Origin of the sequence: Cryobacterium melibiosiphilum (assembly GCF_003602235.1) — a bacterium.
Classification (GTDB): Bacteria; Actinomycetota; Actinomycetes; order Actinomycetales; family Microbacteriaceae; genus Cryobacterium; species Cryobacterium melibiosiphilum.
Window position 1 is genome coordinate 39,673 of record NZ_QZVS01000079.1, and the last position, 14,835, is coordinate 54,507.

At 69.0% G+C, this 14,835-nt stretch carries 11 protein-coding genes; 5 read left to right on the plus strand and 6 right to left on the minus strand.

What is annotated here, in order from left to right; all coding sequences use genetic code 11:
* The first annotated feature begins 94 nt into the window (after nucleotides 1-94).
* From D6T64_RS08915 to D6T64_RS08930, 4 genes are all read left to right on the plus strand, one after another.
* A complete protein-coding gene (locus tag D6T64_RS08915) occupies nucleotides 95-2,101 on the plus strand; it encodes an FAD/NAD(P)-binding protein (protein WP_119974370.1) in 2,007 nt (668 codons plus the stop codon).
* Nucleotides 2,094-2,831 (plus strand): SDR family oxidoreductase, encoded by a 738-nt coding sequence (locus D6T64_RS08920; protein WP_233550965.1) that lies wholly within the window; start codon nucleotides 2,094-2,096, stop codon nucleotides 2,829-2,831. The genes D6T64_RS08915 and D6T64_RS08920 overlap by 8 nt, the downstream gene beginning before the upstream one ends.
* A 218-nt stretch (nucleotides 2,832-3,049) precedes the next feature.
* Entirely contained in the window at nucleotides 3,050-3,301 is a 252-nt protein-coding gene (locus D6T64_RS08925) for a hypothetical protein (RefSeq protein ID WP_119974371.1), read from the plus strand.
* Complete coding sequence (locus D6T64_RS08930) at nucleotides 3,298-4,152, plus strand: DUF429 domain-containing protein (protein WP_119974372.1); 855 nt, start codon at nucleotides 3,298-3,300, stop codon at nucleotides 4,150-4,152. Before D6T64_RS08925 ends, D6T64_RS08930 begins: the two co-directional genes overlap by 4 nt.
* Nucleotides 4,153-4,275: 123 nt before the next feature.
* Here D6T64_RS08930 and D6T64_RS08935 read toward each other — a convergent pair whose 3' ends face one another.
* From D6T64_RS08935 to D6T64_RS08955, 5 genes are all read right to left on the minus strand, one after another.
* Complete coding sequence (locus D6T64_RS08935) at nucleotides 4,276-5,073, minus strand: siderophore-interacting protein (RefSeq protein ID WP_119974373.1); 798 nt, start codon at nucleotides 5,071-5,073, stop codon at nucleotides 4,276-4,278.
* Between the two features lie 29 nt (nucleotides 5,074-5,102).
* Nucleotides 5,103-5,861: an iron ABC transporter ATP-binding protein gene (locus tag D6T64_RS08940; RefSeq protein ID WP_119974374.1), complete on the minus strand. Its 759-nt coding sequence runs from the start codon at nucleotides 5,859-5,861 to the stop codon at nucleotides 5,103-5,105.
* Nucleotides 5,858-6,799 carry an iron chelate uptake ABC transporter family permease subunit gene (locus D6T64_RS08945; protein WP_119974375.1) on the minus strand — a complete coding sequence of 314 codons (942 nt, stop codon included), beginning with the start codon at nucleotides 6,797-6,799 and terminating at the stop codon, nucleotides 5,858-5,860. The genes D6T64_RS08940 and D6T64_RS08945 overlap by 4 nt, the downstream gene beginning before the upstream one ends.
* An 88-nt stretch (nucleotides 6,800-6,887) precedes the next feature.
* Nucleotides 6,888-7,931, minus strand: coding sequence for an ABC transporter permease (locus tag D6T64_RS08950; RefSeq protein ID WP_119974413.1), 1,044 nt, complete (start codon nucleotides 7,929-7,931; stop codon nucleotides 6,888-6,890).
* 17 nt (nucleotides 7,932-7,948) lie between these two features.
* Nucleotides 7,949-8,944, minus strand: a complete 996-nt coding sequence (locus D6T64_RS08955) for a siderophore ABC transporter substrate-binding protein (RefSeq protein ID WP_119974376.1) — start codon at nucleotides 8,942-8,944, stop codon at nucleotides 7,949-7,951.
* Nucleotides 8,945-9,199: 255 nt separating this feature from the next.
* On the opposite strand from D6T64_RS08955, the gene D6T64_RS08960 reads away from it, so the two are divergent.
* On the plus strand, nucleotides 9,200-9,874 hold the full coding sequence (locus D6T64_RS08960) for a CG0192-related protein (protein ID WP_119974377.1): 675 nt from the start codon (nucleotides 9,200-9,202) through the stop codon (nucleotides 9,872-9,874).
* Nucleotides 9,875-9,958: 84 nt separating this feature from the next.
* Here D6T64_RS08960 and D6T64_RS08965 read toward each other — a convergent pair whose 3' ends face one another.
* Nucleotides 9,959-14,815 carry an NAD-glutamate dehydrogenase gene (locus tag D6T64_RS08965; protein ID WP_119974378.1) on the minus strand — a complete coding sequence of 1,619 codons (4,857 nt, stop codon included), beginning with the start codon at nucleotides 14,813-14,815 and terminating at the stop codon, nucleotides 9,959-9,961.
* Nucleotides 14,816-14,835 lie beyond the last annotated feature (20 nt).

Below are 14,835 nucleotides of genomic sequence, written 5' to 3' on the forward strand. Positions count from 1 at the left end.
GGGTCGGTGGGTGCCAACCGCCACAGAGCGTCACACAGTGTCCGGGGCACGGTGTGAGCGTGCGCGGCGGCCGGGAAGGGCGTAGACATCTCTTATGCCTTCCCCTCGCCCCACCTCGCTCTGCCTCGTCGGTGTCGGACCGCGCGGCGCCTCCATCGTCGAACGATTGGCCGCCAACGCGGGACTGATCGGCGAAACGGGAGCGCCGTGGACGCTGCACCTCGTCGACGACTCCGAGCTGGGTGCCGGGCGGGTGTGGCGCACCGACCAGCCCCTCGACCTGTGCATGAACACCCTCGCCGGAGCCGTGACCCTCTTCACCGACCCGTTCGTGACGATGCAGGGGCCGGTGCTCGAAGGGCCAACCCTGTACGAGTGGTGTGTGCTCGTGGCCAACGAGCTGAGCGGCATCCGCGAGAATGAGGTCGCCCAGATAGACCCGGTGCGCCGGGCGGTCTATGCCGGCGTCGAGCTTCCTGATGTGCTCTTCGACCGGCCGGAACTGATCGACGAGATGACGCCCATGCGGCCCGAAAGCCATCCCAGCCGGGCGATTTATGGCGCCTACGCCACCTGGGTGCTCGCCCACGCGCTCGAAGCGCTTCCGGTCGGGGTCTTGGTTGAGCAGCACGAGGCGCGGGCCACATCGGTGCGGCTGGTCGACGGCAGCCCGGTCGTCCAGCTGGATTCCGGCGAGACGCTCGAGGTCGACGACGTGATCCTGTCGCTCGGCTGGCTGGCCCGGCAGGATACGGCGGCGGATGCCGAGCTGACGCGCCGGACCGCGGGCGACGACCGGTTCGTCTGGGTGCGGCCCGACAGCCCGATCGAGCAGGACCTGTCGCAGGTGCCCGCGGGTGCGCCGGTGATCGTGCGCGGCCTCGGGATGGGGTTCTTCGACACGATGATGCTGCTGACGCAGGGGCGCGGCGGCCGCTTCGTGCCGGGCGCCGACGGGGCCGGGCTCCAGTACGTGCCGTCCGGGCAGGAGCCCGAGCTGCACGTCACGTCCCGGCGCGGAGTGCCGTTCCGGGCGAAGTCGCTCTACGGCGGGTTGCCCCCGGCCGCGCGGCTGAGTCGGCTGGCCGCTTTTCGAGACGGCGTCGCGGCATCCGCCGTGATTGATTTTGACCGGGACCTGTGGCCGCGCATCGTGCTCGACGCCCACGAAGCCTGGTATCGCACGCTGGTGGGGCTGCGGCCGGAGGCCTTCGCAGCGCCGCTCGATGCCGTGATTCAGGCGTTGGATGCCGGCGCCGTTGACGGGCTCGACGCCCGGCTGGCCACCCTCGTACCCGAGCCGACCGACCGGTTCGACCTCGCCGCCGCCATGAATCCCGCGGGCGGCCGGTTCGACTCCCCGGCGATCTTCGACGCCTGGGTCGCCGACTACCTGGCCGCCGATCTGCACGAATCTGCGCTGGGGGTCGCGAGCGAGCTCAAAGCCGCGCTCTGGGTGTTCGGCTCGGCGCGCAAAACGGTCTCCACGCTGCTCGCCTTCGACGGCACCACGGCCGAGAGTTTCGCCGGGCAGGCGCACCGCGACTTTCTCGCCTTCGGCGGCATGGTCGGCAGCGGCCCGCCGGCGTTTCGCAGCGCGCAGCTGCTCGCCCTGGCGCGCGCCGGGGTCGTGCACTTCATCGGGCCCGCCGGGCTGCTCCAGGTCTCCGACGGCGAATTCCGCGCGGAGTCACCGAACGTGGCCGGCTCACTGGTGCGCGCACACGTGTTGGTCGACGCGTGGATGCACGCCCACGACGTGACCGTCACGGCCGACCCGGTCATCGCCGAGCTGAGCGTGTCGGGTTCGCTGCAGGCACACCACCGCGCATCGCGGGCGGGCGGCTATCCGCTGGCCGACGCCGGCGTCGACATCGAGCGCGTCACGAGCCGCCTGATCGGCAGCGACGGCGTCGCCCTGTCCAACGTGCACCTCGTCGGGATCCCGGTCAGCGACACCCGCGGCGATACGGTCATCAGCCCGATGCCCCGAGCGGATGCGACCTTTTTGCGCGAAACGGACGGCGTCGCCCGCGCCGCGCTCGATACGCTGAGCCGGGTCGCCGCCACCACACTGTCATCGGAGCCGAGCTTTGCCTGAAACCACACTGACTGAATCTGAAACCACACTGACTGAATCGGCACGCCGCCCGGTCGCCGTCGTCACGGGCGCGACGAGCGGCATGGGCTGGCAGATCGCCCTCGATCTGGCCCGGGACCACGAGGTCATCGCGGTGGGTCGCTCCGCCTCGGCCCTGGCCGAGCTCGACGCGCGGCCGAACATCCGGGCCTTCGCGGCCGACCTCACGGATGCCGCCGCCCGCGACGCTCTCGTCGCCAGCCTCGACCGCGTGGATGTTGTGGTGCACGCCGCCGCCCTCGGCGGCGCGATCTCGCTGCCGGACTCGTCGACGGACTCCTGGCTGGCCTACCTGCAGATCTGCGTCATCGCCCCCGCCGAGCTGACCCGGTTGTGCCTGCCGCTGCTGCGCAGCGTGCAGGGCACGGTCATCTTCATCGGGTCCGGCGCGGGCACCCGCCCCGCACCGGGAAGCGCCGTCTACACCGCGTCGAAACACGCGCTGCGCGGCCTGGCCGACGTGTTGCGCATCGACGAAGCGGCTTCCGGAGTGCGGGTGTCGACGGTGGCTCCCGGGCCCACCGATACCCCCATGTTGCAGTCGTCGCGAGGCGAGGCGGGACTACCCTGGGAACCGGAGCGGTACATCCGCCCGGAGTCGATCGCCCGGGCCGTGCGGTTCGTCGTGGACGCCTCCCCCGACGTGCAGATCACCGACGTGGCCGTTCGACCCCGCCGCGAGATCGCCTGACCGGACCGGCGGCCTGAGAACCCGAAAAGCACGGTCGCCACCGCCCACGACCGTGCTATTTCCGGGTCTCACCGCAGGCGACCCTCGCTCGGCCCGGCGGACCGCCGCTAGGCTCGATGGGTATGGGGAACTTGCCGGATCAGCCACCATCTGTTTCACCGCTCGCGGCTGCGGGGCCGGGCCAGCGTCGACCGGGGCGATGGGCGGCATCCGTCTGTGTGATCGTGGCGCTGGTGAGTGCGGCGATCATGCTGCTCGGCACGTGGAGCGTCGACGACCGGTTGCGCTGGGTGTTCCTGGCGCTGATCCCGGTGAGCGGCATCGTGGGCGTGGTGCTGTCGGTACGCAACCTGAGCCGCGGCACCGCCGACCAGAGGCTCGACCGGGTCACCCTGATTGTCAACGCGTTCGTCGTGATCGCCGTGATCCCGCTGCTGTGGGCGGTCGTGGTGATCGTCAGCGGGCCATGACACGCTTCATCGGGGTCGACCTGGCCTGGGGCGAGGGCACCGCGACGCGCCGCGCGAATGAGACCGGGCTGGTGCTGCTGGATGCCGCCGGCACCGTTCTCGATGCCGGCTGGGCGCGCGGCATCGACGCCGTCGCCGTCTGGCTGATCGACGTGGCTCGCCCCGGCGACGTGATCGCCATCGACGCGCCGCTGATCGTTTTCAACGAGACGGGAATGCGCGAGTGCGAACGCGAGGTCGGCCGACGCTACGGCCGGTGGAAGGTCGCGGCCAATGCGTCCAACCTGAAGTTGGGGTGGCTCGGCGGAGTGACCCTGCGCGTGGCCCTCGAAGCCGCCGGGTTTCGCTACACCGACGGCGGGCAGCCGCCAGCGGCCGACCGGGTCGAATTCTTCGAGTGCTACCCGTACACAACCCTGGTCGGGGCGGCGGAGTTCGGCTACTCCGTGCAGCGCCCGCGGTACAAACGCCCCGCTCTGGCTCTGCCAACCGGCGAACGCCGGGCCTTTCGCGCGGCCGAATGCGACGACCTTCTGCAGCGGATGTCCGCCCTCACCACCGCCGATCCGCCGCTCGATCTGCGCTCGCATCCGGTCACCTCGGCCCTGCTCGAGTCGCCGTCACCACTCATCGACGCCGCCTACAAGCACCGGGAAGACCTGCTCGACGCGGCGCTCTGTGCGTGGACGTCCGCGCTGTGGTCACGTTTCGGCCTCGCGCGGTGCCAGGTACTGGGCGCCGCTGACCCGCCGGATTCCGCCGGCCGGCGCCCGGTCATCATCGCCCCGGCGCGGCCGGAACAGCGCCGCACCGTGGCGGCGGTGCCCGCCTCACCCGGCGCCACGGCATAACTCCTGCTGCTCGCAGCCGCGGCAGAAAACTGCCGCGAGATCACGGGGTTCCACCGCCCAGGCCGCACAATCTGCAGGAGTTGTGCTGCGGACGAGCCAGTCAGGTCGGTCGAGTCAGCGGGTTCAGTCGGGATCGGTCGGGTCGAGCGGCGCGTGGTGGTCGAGATTCTCCACCCCGCGCTTCCAATAGCCACTGAGCTGGGCCTGGTCACGGCCGAGGCCGAGCTGACCGCGCAGGTAACGGCGCAGCGGAATCAGCAGCCCCGCCTCCCCCGCGGCCCAGACGAAGGTACCGTCCTCGATCGGCTGAGCCTGCACCGCCTCGACCAGGGCGAGCGGGTCGCCGGGCACACTGTCGATCTGCACTCCGGGCCTACGGGCCTCGGCCAAGTACTCGGCGAACGCCGGGTCGGTGCCGGCGACGATCACTCGCACCGAAACCTCGTTCGGCAGCGCCGCGAGCCACCGAGCGGCGGCGGGCAGGGCCGTGGCATCGGCTACGAGCACGGCAGAGCGGATGCCCACCGGCAGCAGCTGGGATCCCCGCGGGCCGCCGATCTGCAGCGTGTCTCCGACGACGGCGCGGGCGGCCCAGCCGGTGGCGGGGGCATCCGTGCCGTGCAGGGCGAAGTCGAGGTCGAGCTCTCCGCCGGAGCCCTCGGCAGCGCCGACCGGTGCCGGGCGGAACGCGCGCGGGGTGAAGTCGCGGGCGAAGACATCCGCTGCTGTGCCGGCGGCGGCCGGAAAGAAGACCTTAATGTGGTCGTCGGGCCCGACGGCACTGAAGCCGTCGAGGTCGGCGCCGGTCAGCGTGACCCGGCGCAGGGTGGGCGAGAGGTCGCGCACGCCCGAGACGGTGAGGGTGCGGCGCGTGAGCGCGCTGCGCACGAGGATGCGAACGGGAAAATCGGTGAGGTTCATGGCTGCCTAACGCGTTGGATGTGGGGATTTCAGGAGTAGTAGACGCCGATGCGGTGCCCGTCGATCTCGTGCACGGTCACGTCGATGCCGAAGATGTCGCGCAGCGGCTCCGCGTGGATGACGACCGACGGCGGCCCCTGGTGCACGACGCGTCCGTCTTTCATCGCCACGATGTGGTCGCTGTAGGTGGAGGCAAAGTTGATGTCGTGCACGACCATCACCACGGTCTTGCCGAGTTCGTCGGCGGCGCGGCGCAGGATGCGCATCATCGCCACGGCGTGGCGCATGTCGAGGTTGTTGAGCGGTTCGTCGAGCAGCACGTAGTCGGTGTCCTGGCACAGCACCATCGCCACGAACGCGCGCTGGCGTTGCCCGCCCGAGAGTTCGTCGAGGTACCGGTCGGTGAAGTCTCCGAGGTCGAGGTAGTCCATGGCCCGGTCGATGTGCTCCCGGTCCACGGTGGTGAGCCGGCCGCGAGAGTGCGGATAGCGGCCGAAGGCCACGAGGTCCCGCACGGTGAGCCGGGCGGCGAGATGGTTCTCCTGCCGCAGAATGGCCAGCCGCCGCGCGAGTTCACCGCTCCTGGTCGCCGCGATGTCGTGGCCGTCGACGGTGATGGTGCCGGTTTCGGTGGTCAGCAGCCGGGACACCATCGAGATCAGCGTGGACTTGCCGGCGCCGTTCGCGCCGATGATCGAGGTGATGCCGCCGGCCGGAATGAGCAGGTCGACGTCGTCGACGACCGCGACGGTGCCGTATTTCTTGGTGACGCCGGCGATATCGATCATCGGCGGGCTCCCTTCAGAACGAGCAGGATGAACACGATTCCTCCGATGAATTCGATGATGACGCTCAGCACGGTCGCCAGGCCGAAGACGTGCTCGAGCACGGTCTGCCCGCCGACGAGCGCGACGACCGCCAGTGCCACGGCGACGGGCAGGTTGGCCGAGTGTCGGTGGCTGCCCGTAACTTGATAGGCGAGGCTCGCCACGAGCAGGCCGAAGAAGGTGATCGGCCCGACCAGGGCCGTGGAGACCGAGACGAGCACCGAGACGATGATGAGGAGGCGCAGCACGAGGTGGCGGTGGTCGACGCCGAGCACGGTCGACAGGTCCCGTCCGAGGGTGAGCACGTCGAGGTCGTGACGCATGCGCCACAGCAGCACGCTCGCGGCGGCCAGCAAAACCGCAGAGATCAGCAGCAGGTCGGGTTCCACGGCGTTGAAGCTCGCGAACAGGCGGTCCTGCAGCACCGTGAACTCGTTCGGATCGATCAGACGCGCCATGAAGGAGGCGATGCTCCGAAAGAACACCCCGCAGACAATTCCGACGAGCACCAGCAGGTGGATGCTGCGTCGCGCTCCCCCGAACAGCCAGCGAAACAGCAGGGTCGACAGCACCACCATGAGCACGACCTCGCCGGCGAACTGCGCGACCGGCGGGATGCTGCCGAGCGCCGAACTGCCCACGACGAACACGAGCACGGTCTGGATCAGGGCGAACAGCGCGTCGAAGCCGAGGATGGAGGGCGTGAGGATGCGATTCTCGGTGATCGTCTGAAAGATGACCGTGGAGACGGCGATCGCGAAGCCGACGAGCACGAGGGCGGCCAGCCGGCGGCCGCGAAAGGGCAGCACGAAGCTCCAGTCGCCCTGGGCTCCGACGGTGAAGAAGGCAACCACGGTGATCACGAGAAGGGGGATGAGGATCCAAGCGATGCGGCGCATCCGTCGGCTGGAGGGCGACCGCGCGGGGCGAGGCTTTCGGGCCGGGAGAGGGTTCGTGCGCGCGGGCCGCCGCGTGATCGCGCGCAGGTCAACCGACACGGGCGGACTTTCGCAGCAACAGCGCGAGGAACAGGGCGGCACCGACGACGCCGACGACCACCCCGATCGGAATCTCATAGGGAAAGCGGATGACCCGCCCCACCACGTCGCACACCAGAACGAACGCGGCGCCCACCACGGCGACCCACGGCAGCGACTGCCGCAGGTTGTCGCCCATCACCAGGCTGACGATGTTCGGCACGACGAGGCCGAGGAAGGGCAGGGCGCCGACGACGACGACCACGACGGCGGTGACGATCGAGACCAGGAACAGCCCGAGGGCGACGGTGCGGCGGTAGTTGAGGCCGAGGTTGGTGGTGAATTCCTCACCAAGGCCGGCGACGGTGAACCGGTCGCCGGCGATGTAGATCGCCACGGTGAGGGCGGCGACGCTCCAGATCAGTTCGTAGCGGCCGGCGATGACGCCGGAGAAGTCGCCGGTCATCCAGGCGGACAGGGTTTGCAGGAGGTCGAAGTCGAAGGCGACATACGTCGAAATGGAGGCGATCACCCCGGAGAGCATCAAGCCCACGAGCGGCACCAGCACGATCGAGCGCAGCGGCAGGCCGCGCAGGATACGCACGAACACGAGCGTCGACGCGAGCGCGAACACCGCCGCGACCAGCATTTTGCCAAACAATGGCATACCGGGCGCCAGGATCGTGACGGCCAGGAGGCCGAGACCGGCGGCCTCGGTGGTGCCGATCGTCGAGGGTTCCACGAAGCGGTTGCGCACGAGCATCTGCATCACGAGGCCGCAGATCGCCATCGCCGCTCCGGCGAGCACGATGGAGACGGTGCGCGGCACCCGGCTGAGCAGAAAAATCTGCAGGGCCTGCGGGTCGGCATCCGCTCGCAGCAAGCTGAGCGGCGTCACGTCGCTGACCCCGACGAAGAGACTGAGGGTGGCCAGCATCAGCACCCCGGTGACGGCGAGCGGCAGGGCCGCGCCACCCTGCAAGAGCGGGCGGCGCCGGGCGTCGTCGTGCGGGATGTCTGGGTCTGCGTGCGGGTCGGAAGTCACCGCCTGCATCGCCGTCACCGAGGAACTCACTCGGCCAGCGCCGCGGCGACCTCGTTGGTTACAGCCTGCAGGTTGACCAGCCCGCCGTTCACGATGTACCAGGACACCGGGTCGACGAAGACGATGTGGTCGTCCTGCGCGGCGGCGGTCTGGGCGACGAGCTCGTTGTCGAGTACCTCGGCGGCGTTGCCCGTGCCGGAGGCGGTCGCGGAATCACGGTCGACGACGAACATCCACGCGGGGTCGGTTTCGACCAGGAATTCGAATGAGACGGCTTCACCGTGCGTCGCGGCTTCGACGTCGTCGACGGCCGGGGTGATGCCGAGGGTGTCGTGGAGGAATCCAAAGCGTGAGCCCGGACCGAAGGCGGTGATCTCGCCGGCGTTGGTCATCACGATCAGGGCGTCGCCCGCGTCGGCCGCGGCGTCTTGCACATCGGCGATGGAGTCTTCGAGGGTGGCGACCATGCTCGCCACTTCGTCCTGCTTTTCGAAGATCTCGCCGAGGGTCTCGGTGCCCGCGATCACGGATGCCGTGAAGTCGGCCGCGTCGTTGGTCAGGTCGATCGTCGGTGCGATCGCGGCGAGTTCGGGGTAGACCGCCGCCGAGCGGCCGGCGACGATGATGAGGTCGGGCGCGGCGGCGTTGACGGCCTCGTAGTCGGGCTCGAAGAGGGTGCCGATGTTGAGGTAGTCGTCGGCGTTGAACTTGTCGAGGTCGCCGGGCAGGTTCGCCTTCGGCAGGCCGAGCACGTCGACGCCGAGGGCGTCGAGGGTCGTCAGGGATGCGATATCAAAGGTGAGTACCCGCACCGGGTTGACCGGAACGATGGTCTCACCCTGGGCGTGGGTCACGCTGATCTCGGTGGGGGTCGCGGTCTCGGCCGACTCGGCGGCATCCGCGGCCGTCTTCGTCGGCGTTGCGGCGCAGGCGGAGAGCAGGCCGAGGGCGGCGACGGTCGCGAGGGCGGCGGCGGTGCGGGTGGCGGTGCGGGTGCGGGGACGTGTAGCTCGGAGATGCACGGTGCTCGTTTCGACGAGGGAAGGGTTGACTTACTTAGGATAGCCATACCTAAGCACAAGCATGGACCACGCGTCTACCCCGTGTCGGCGTACCTCGCTGCGCCTGAGCCAGGAGGAGACCCCGAGAAAGCACGGTCGCAGCACGTCATGACCGTCCTTTGTCGGGGTTTCACACTCCTCACCGGTGCCGTCGCCGCTCGTCGCGCGGACTGCCGGCCCACGCCGGCGCGGCGGCCCCGCGCCTACACTCGAGGCATGGCACTCCTTTATGACGCCGTCCTGCGGCCCTCCAAGACCGAGCTCATTTCCCTGTGGGCGCCCACCCAGCCCTGGTTCGCCGGCGACGCGACCGCTGAGGTCACCCGCGTGGCCGCCTACCGCTTCGACGATCCAGACGGTGAGGTCGGAATCGAAACGCTGCTCGTGCGGGCCGGCGGCGGTCCCCTGCTGCAGGTCGCGCTGACCTATCGCGGCGCGCCACTGGCCGGCGCCGAGGACTGGCTGATCGGCACCATGTCCCACTCCGTGCTCGGCGAGCGCTGGGTCTACGACGCCGTCGGCGACCCGGTCTACCTCACGGCCGTCACCACGGCCGCCCTCACCGGCGGCCACCAAGCCGAGCAGTTTCTCGCGCGCGCCGACGACCGGGCCGGCGCCCAGCAGGTGCGGGTCGAACCCTCCGTCCAGGTTGTCGGCAGCGGCTCCGCGGGCTCGCCGGTGCCGCCGGTCGGGTCGCCGATCCTCACGCACCACGAGCCCGGTATCACCGTCGCCACCGCGGGCCGGCTGCGGGTCGTGCTGCGGCGCGAGATCGGGGCATCCGCTGCCCACGACGACACGGCGACGCCGGATGCCGCCCCGCCCGCGACCCTGTCGGCCACCTGGCCGGGACAGCAGCACCCCTGCAATCTCGTGACCGTCACCGCCTGAGTCGGGACGAGGCTGAGGTGCGGACTTCGTGCCTTCCCGGTCGGAATGAAGGCACGAAGTCCGCATCTCAGCGGCCGAAAGCCGCTAGCGACGCACGATCGAACGCAGCAGGCGCAGCGCCACCGAGAGTGACGCCATGTCGTCTTGGCCGAGGGCGTTGACCTCCTCGAAGACGCTGCGGGCACGACCGAGCTGCTCCTGGTTGAGGCCCTCCCAAGTGAGCAGGCGGTCCTCGGCGGTGAGAACATCCGCCGGGTCGAGGGTCGCGGTCGCCTCCCACACCGCCTTCGTCATGTCGGCGATCGTCGAGTACAGGTCGTCACGCAGCGCGGCCCGGGCGAGGGCCTGCCAGCGGTCCTTACGCGGCAGAGCCGTGATGCGCTCGAGCACATTGTCGACCTCGAACCGGGCGTACACCTGGTAGTACACGGCCGCGATCGTGGCGATGGGCGCCTGCGTCTGCGCGGCGACCTTCGCCACGTCGAGCAGCGCGAACGCTTCGAACAGCTCGGACCAGCGCCGTCCGAGGTGTTCGGGCACACCCCACTCGTCGGCCTTCGCCCGCTGCTCGTCGAGCCGGCGCATGTCAGCACCCTGCAGGTAGTCACCCAGGTGCGCGCGCAACTCATCGATCTGCGGCTTGTATTTGCCCACGACCTCGGCGACCGGGCGCGATCCGCCCTGGTTCACCAGCCACCGCACGGCCCGGTCGAGCAGCCGGCGCATGTCGAGGTGGATCGCGGTCCAGTGCTCGGTCGGGAACGACGACGGCAGTGCGTTCAACTCATCGACCATCTTGTCGAGCTCGAAAATCTCCCGCAGGGCAACAAACGCCCGCGCGACGATGGCCTGGTTGGCGCTGGTTTCCTCCATCGCGCGGAACGCGAAGGTGATTCCGCCGAGGTTGATCATGTCGTTGGCGACGACGGTGGCGATGATCTGCTTGCGCAGCGGATGCGTGTCCAACTCGGCGTCGAAACGCTCGGACAGCTGGGCCGGGAAATACCGGCGCAACGTGGCGCCGAACCACGGGTCGTCGCCGAGGTCGCTCACCCCGAGGCTCGTCGCCAGTTCGATCTTCGCGTAGGCGGCGAGCACCGAGAGCTCGGGCGAGGTGAGCCCCTGCCCGGTGTCGAGGCGTTCGCGCAGGGTGACCGTCGTCGGGAGCGCTTCGAGCTCCCGGGTCAGGTCGCCGGAGGATTCCAGCCAGTTCATCAGGCGTTCGTAGCTGGGGCTCCAGTTGGTGACCAGCATGCGGTCGTTCAGCAGGAGGATGTTCTGGTCCACGTTGTCCTGCAGCACGAGTCGGCCGACCTCGTCGGTCATCTCGCCGAGGAACCCAGCGCGTTCGGCCGGGTCGAGCTTGCCGGCGGTGACCATGCGGTCGACGAAGATCTTGATGTTGACCTCGTGGTCGGAGCAGTCCACGCCCGCGGAGTTGTCGATCGCGTCGGTGTTGAGGATCACCCCGGCGAGCGCCGCCTCGATCCGGCCGCGCTGGGTGAGGCCGAGGTTGCCGCCCTCGCCGACGACCTTGACCCGCAGATCGCGACCGTCGACGCGGATGGCATCGTTGGCCTTGTCGCCGACCTGCGCGCTGGTCTCGGTGCTGGCCTTGACGTAGGTGCCGATGCCGCCGTTGTAGAGCAGGTCGGCCGGGGCGAGCAGAATCGCCCGCAGCAGCTCCGGCGAACTCAGCCGGGTGGTGTTCTCGGGCAGGCCGAGGGCCGCGCGCACCTCGGCGCTGATCGGGATCGCCTTCGCCTGGCGCGGAAAGATGCCACCGCCGGTGCTGATCAGGCGGGCGTCGTAGTCCGCCCACGACGAGCGTGGCAGCTCGAACAGGCGCGCTCGTTCGGCGAACGACACGGCCGGGTCGGGGTTCGGGTCGAGAAAGATGTGCCGGTGGTCGAACGCGGCGATCAGGCGCACGTGCTGCGAGAGCAGCATGCCGTTGCCGAAGACATCGCCCGACATGTCACCGACACCGACGACGGTGAACTCCTCGCTCTGCGCGTCGAGGGAGAGTTCGCTGAAGTGCCGCTTCACCGATTCCCACGCGCCGCGGGCGGTGATGCCCATCACCTTGTGGTCGTAACCGACCGAGCCGCCCGACGCGAACGCGTCACCGAGCCAGAATCCGTACTCGGCGGCCAGGGAATTCGCGATATCCGAGAACGCCGCGGTTCCCTTGTCGGCCGCCACCACGAGGTAGGTGTCGTCGTCGTCGTGGCGCACGACCCGAATCGGCGGCACGACATTCTCGGCGGCATCCGTCGTCACGAGGTTGTCGGTGAGATCGAGCAGGCCGCGAATGAAGGTTTTGTAGCTTTCAATGCCCTCCGCCATCCACGCGGCTCGGTCGACGGATGCGTCGGGCAGCTGCTTCGCAAAGAACCCGCCCTTCGCGCCGGTCGGCACGATGACCGCGTTCTTGACCGTCTGCGCCTTGACCAGGCCCAGCACCTCCGTGCGGAAGTCCTCCCGGCGGTCGGACCAGCGCAGCCCGCCGCGGGCGATCTTGCCGAAGCGGAGGTGCACGCCCTCAACCCGCGGCGAGTACACCCAGATCTCGAACATGGGCTTGGGGAACGGCAGCAGTTCGACCTGCTGCGGGTCGAGCTTGATGCTGAGGTAGGGCTTGTCCTGGAAGTAGTTGGTGCGCAGGCTGGACTCGATCAGGTTGATGAAGGTGCGCAGCACCCGGTCGGCGTCGAGGGTCGACACCTGCTCCATCGCCAGCGTCAGCTGCTCGCGGATCGATTCGAGCAGGGTCTCACGGGCATCCGCTTCAAGGTCGGGATGGAACCGGGCCTCGAACAGCGCCACCAGCGCGTTCGCGACCGCCGGGTTGGCGATGAGGGTGTCCCCGACGAAGCCGTAGGAGTTGGTGTTTCCCATCTGGCGCAGGTACTTGGCGTAGCTGCGCAGAATCACGACTCGCTGCCAGGCCATGCCCTCGCGCAGCACCAGCCGGTCGAGGCCGTCGCTCTCGCTGAGCCCGTGCACGGCGGCGCCGAAAGAATCGGCGAGTAGTTGACCGGTCTTGACCGGGTCGATGCCATTCGGGTAGGTCAGGCCCAGGTCGTAGAGGTAAAAGGGACGTCCATCAGCGGTTTCGATCTCGAACGGGCGCTCGTCGAGCACCTGGATGCCGAGGTTGTGGAAGTACGGCAGAATCTGGCTGAGGCTCTGCGGGCGGGTCATATAGATCTTCACCCGGGCGTCCTCGTCCCCGGCCGTGACCTCGGTGCTGACCGGAAGGTAGACGTGGAAGCCGAGCGGCGATACCGCGTCAGCGGCCAGGCTCGAGGCGGCGACCTCTTCGAAACGGGCGATGTCCTGCAGCGCGTCATCGGTTTCATAGTCGACCTGGTAGCTCGCCGGGAACGCCTCGGCCCAGAGGCCGGCGAGGCGTTCGGCGTCGTCCATCGAGTGGACCTCGTGCAGCTGCTCGGTGATGCCCTCAGGCCACGATCGCACCGCCGTGACGAGCCGGCGCTCGAGGGCGGCCGGGTCGACGTCGCCGATCGGGGCATCCTTCGGCAAGCGGATGCGAAAGAACAGCCGGGCCAGGGCCGACTCGCTCATGCGGGCCTCGAAGTCGACCGAGACGGCACTGAAGGTTTCCTGCAGCTCTTTCTCGACGCGCAGCCGCACGGCGGTGGTGTACCGGTCGCGGGGCAGGTAAACGAGGGCGGACATGAACCGCCCGTAGACGTCGGGACGCAGGAACAGGCGGGTGCGGCGGCGTTCCTGCAGTCGCTGAATCGCGCGCACGGTCGCGGCGAGCGTGTCGACGTCGATCTGGAACAGTTCGTCGCGGGGGTAGGTTTCCATGATGCCGAGGAGGTCTTTACCGCTGTGCGAGCCGGGCGGGAACCCGATCTGCTTCATCACGGCGGCGACCTTTTCTCGTAGCACCGGTACGGTCTCGACCGAGCTCGTGTAGGCGCTCGCGGCGAAGAGGCCGATGAAACGCCGCTCGCCGTTCACGTTGCCGGCGCCGTCGAAGCTCTTGATGCCGATGTAGTCGAAGTAGGCGGGGCGGTGCACGGTGGAGCGGGAGTTGGCCTTCGTGATGACCAGGGCGCCACGCTCCCGGGCCTTGTGCCGGCCGGCGTCGGTGAGGTGCTGGATCTGATGGGCGTCGTCGGCGTGCCGCAGCAGTCCGAGGCCACTGCCGTCGCGGATGGAGAGCACGTCCTCGCCGTCCAGGGATTTGAGGTCGTATTCGCGGTAGCCGAGAAAGGTGAAGTTGCCGGCGTCGAGCCAGCGCAGCAGGTCCTGGGTCTGCGTGAGGTCGTGGATCTCGTGCGCGTTCGTGACGGAGCCGAGGGAATTGGCGATCTGCCCGGCCTTCACCAGCATCAGCTGCCAGTCGTCGACGGCGGCGCGCACGTCGCCGAGTACCTTGCCGAGCCCGGCGATCAGGCTGGCTTGGGCCTCCTCGCTGGCCCGGTCGATCTCGACCGCGATCCAGGATTCGAGGTGTGAGGCGTCGTCGCCGCTCGCGATGAGGTGCGCGATGCTCGTCATTGCGCTGGTGTCGCCGCTCGAGACGCCGACGCTTGCGGGCATCCGGTTGACACCGACGAGGTCGCCGGTCGCGCGGTTGCGGGCCACCACGAGCAGCGGGTGCACCACGAGGTGGATGGCCGAGTTCTGCCGCACCAGTTCGGCGGTGACCGAGTCGACGAGGAACGGCATGTCGTCCGTCACGATGTAGAGCACGCTGCGACCCGGTTCGCTCCGAATGGCCACGTTCGCGGTCTTCGCCGGCCGGGACTGGGCGACCTCGGTGTGGGCGCGGGCGCGGGCCTCGAGGGTCTCCGCGGTGTAACTGGCGGCGTCTTCCTCGGCCAGATGCTCGTAATAGTCGGCGATGAAGGAGTCGTGGGTGCCGAGTGGGGACGAGCCCCTGGTGGATTCAAACGTCATCGAAAATGCGCCTCCATTGG

Coding starts and splice junctions, on each gene's coding strand:
- D6T64_RS08940 (WP_119974374.1), bottom strand. CDS start 5,861: ATGATCGATATCGCCGGCGTCACCAAGAAATACGGCACCGTCGCGGTC.
- D6T64_RS08965 (WP_119974378.1), bottom strand. CDS start 14,815: ATGACGTTTGAATCCACCAGGGGCTCGTCCCCACTCGGCACCCACGAC.
- D6T64_RS08960 (WP_119974377.1), top strand. CDS start 9,200: ATGGCACTCCTTTATGACGCCGTCCTGCGGCCCTCCAAGACCGAGCTC.
- D6T64_RS08915 (WP_119974370.1), top strand. CDS start 95: ATGCCTTCCCCTCGCCCCACCTCGCTCTGCCTCGTCGGTGTCGGACCG.
- D6T64_RS08935 (WP_119974373.1), bottom strand. CDS start 5,073: ATGAACCTCACCGATTTTCCCGTTCGCATCCTCGTGCGCAGCGCGCTC.
- D6T64_RS08930 (WP_119974372.1), top strand. CDS start 3,298: ATGACACGCTTCATCGGGGTCGACCTGGCCTGGGGCGAGGGCACCGCG.
- D6T64_RS08945 (WP_119974375.1), bottom strand. CDS start 6,799: ATGCGCCGCATCGCTTGGATCCTCATCCCCCTTCTCGTGATCACCGTG.
- D6T64_RS08950 (WP_119974413.1), bottom strand. CDS start 7,931: ATGCAGGCGGTGACTTCCGACCCGCACGCAGACCCAGACATCCCGCAC.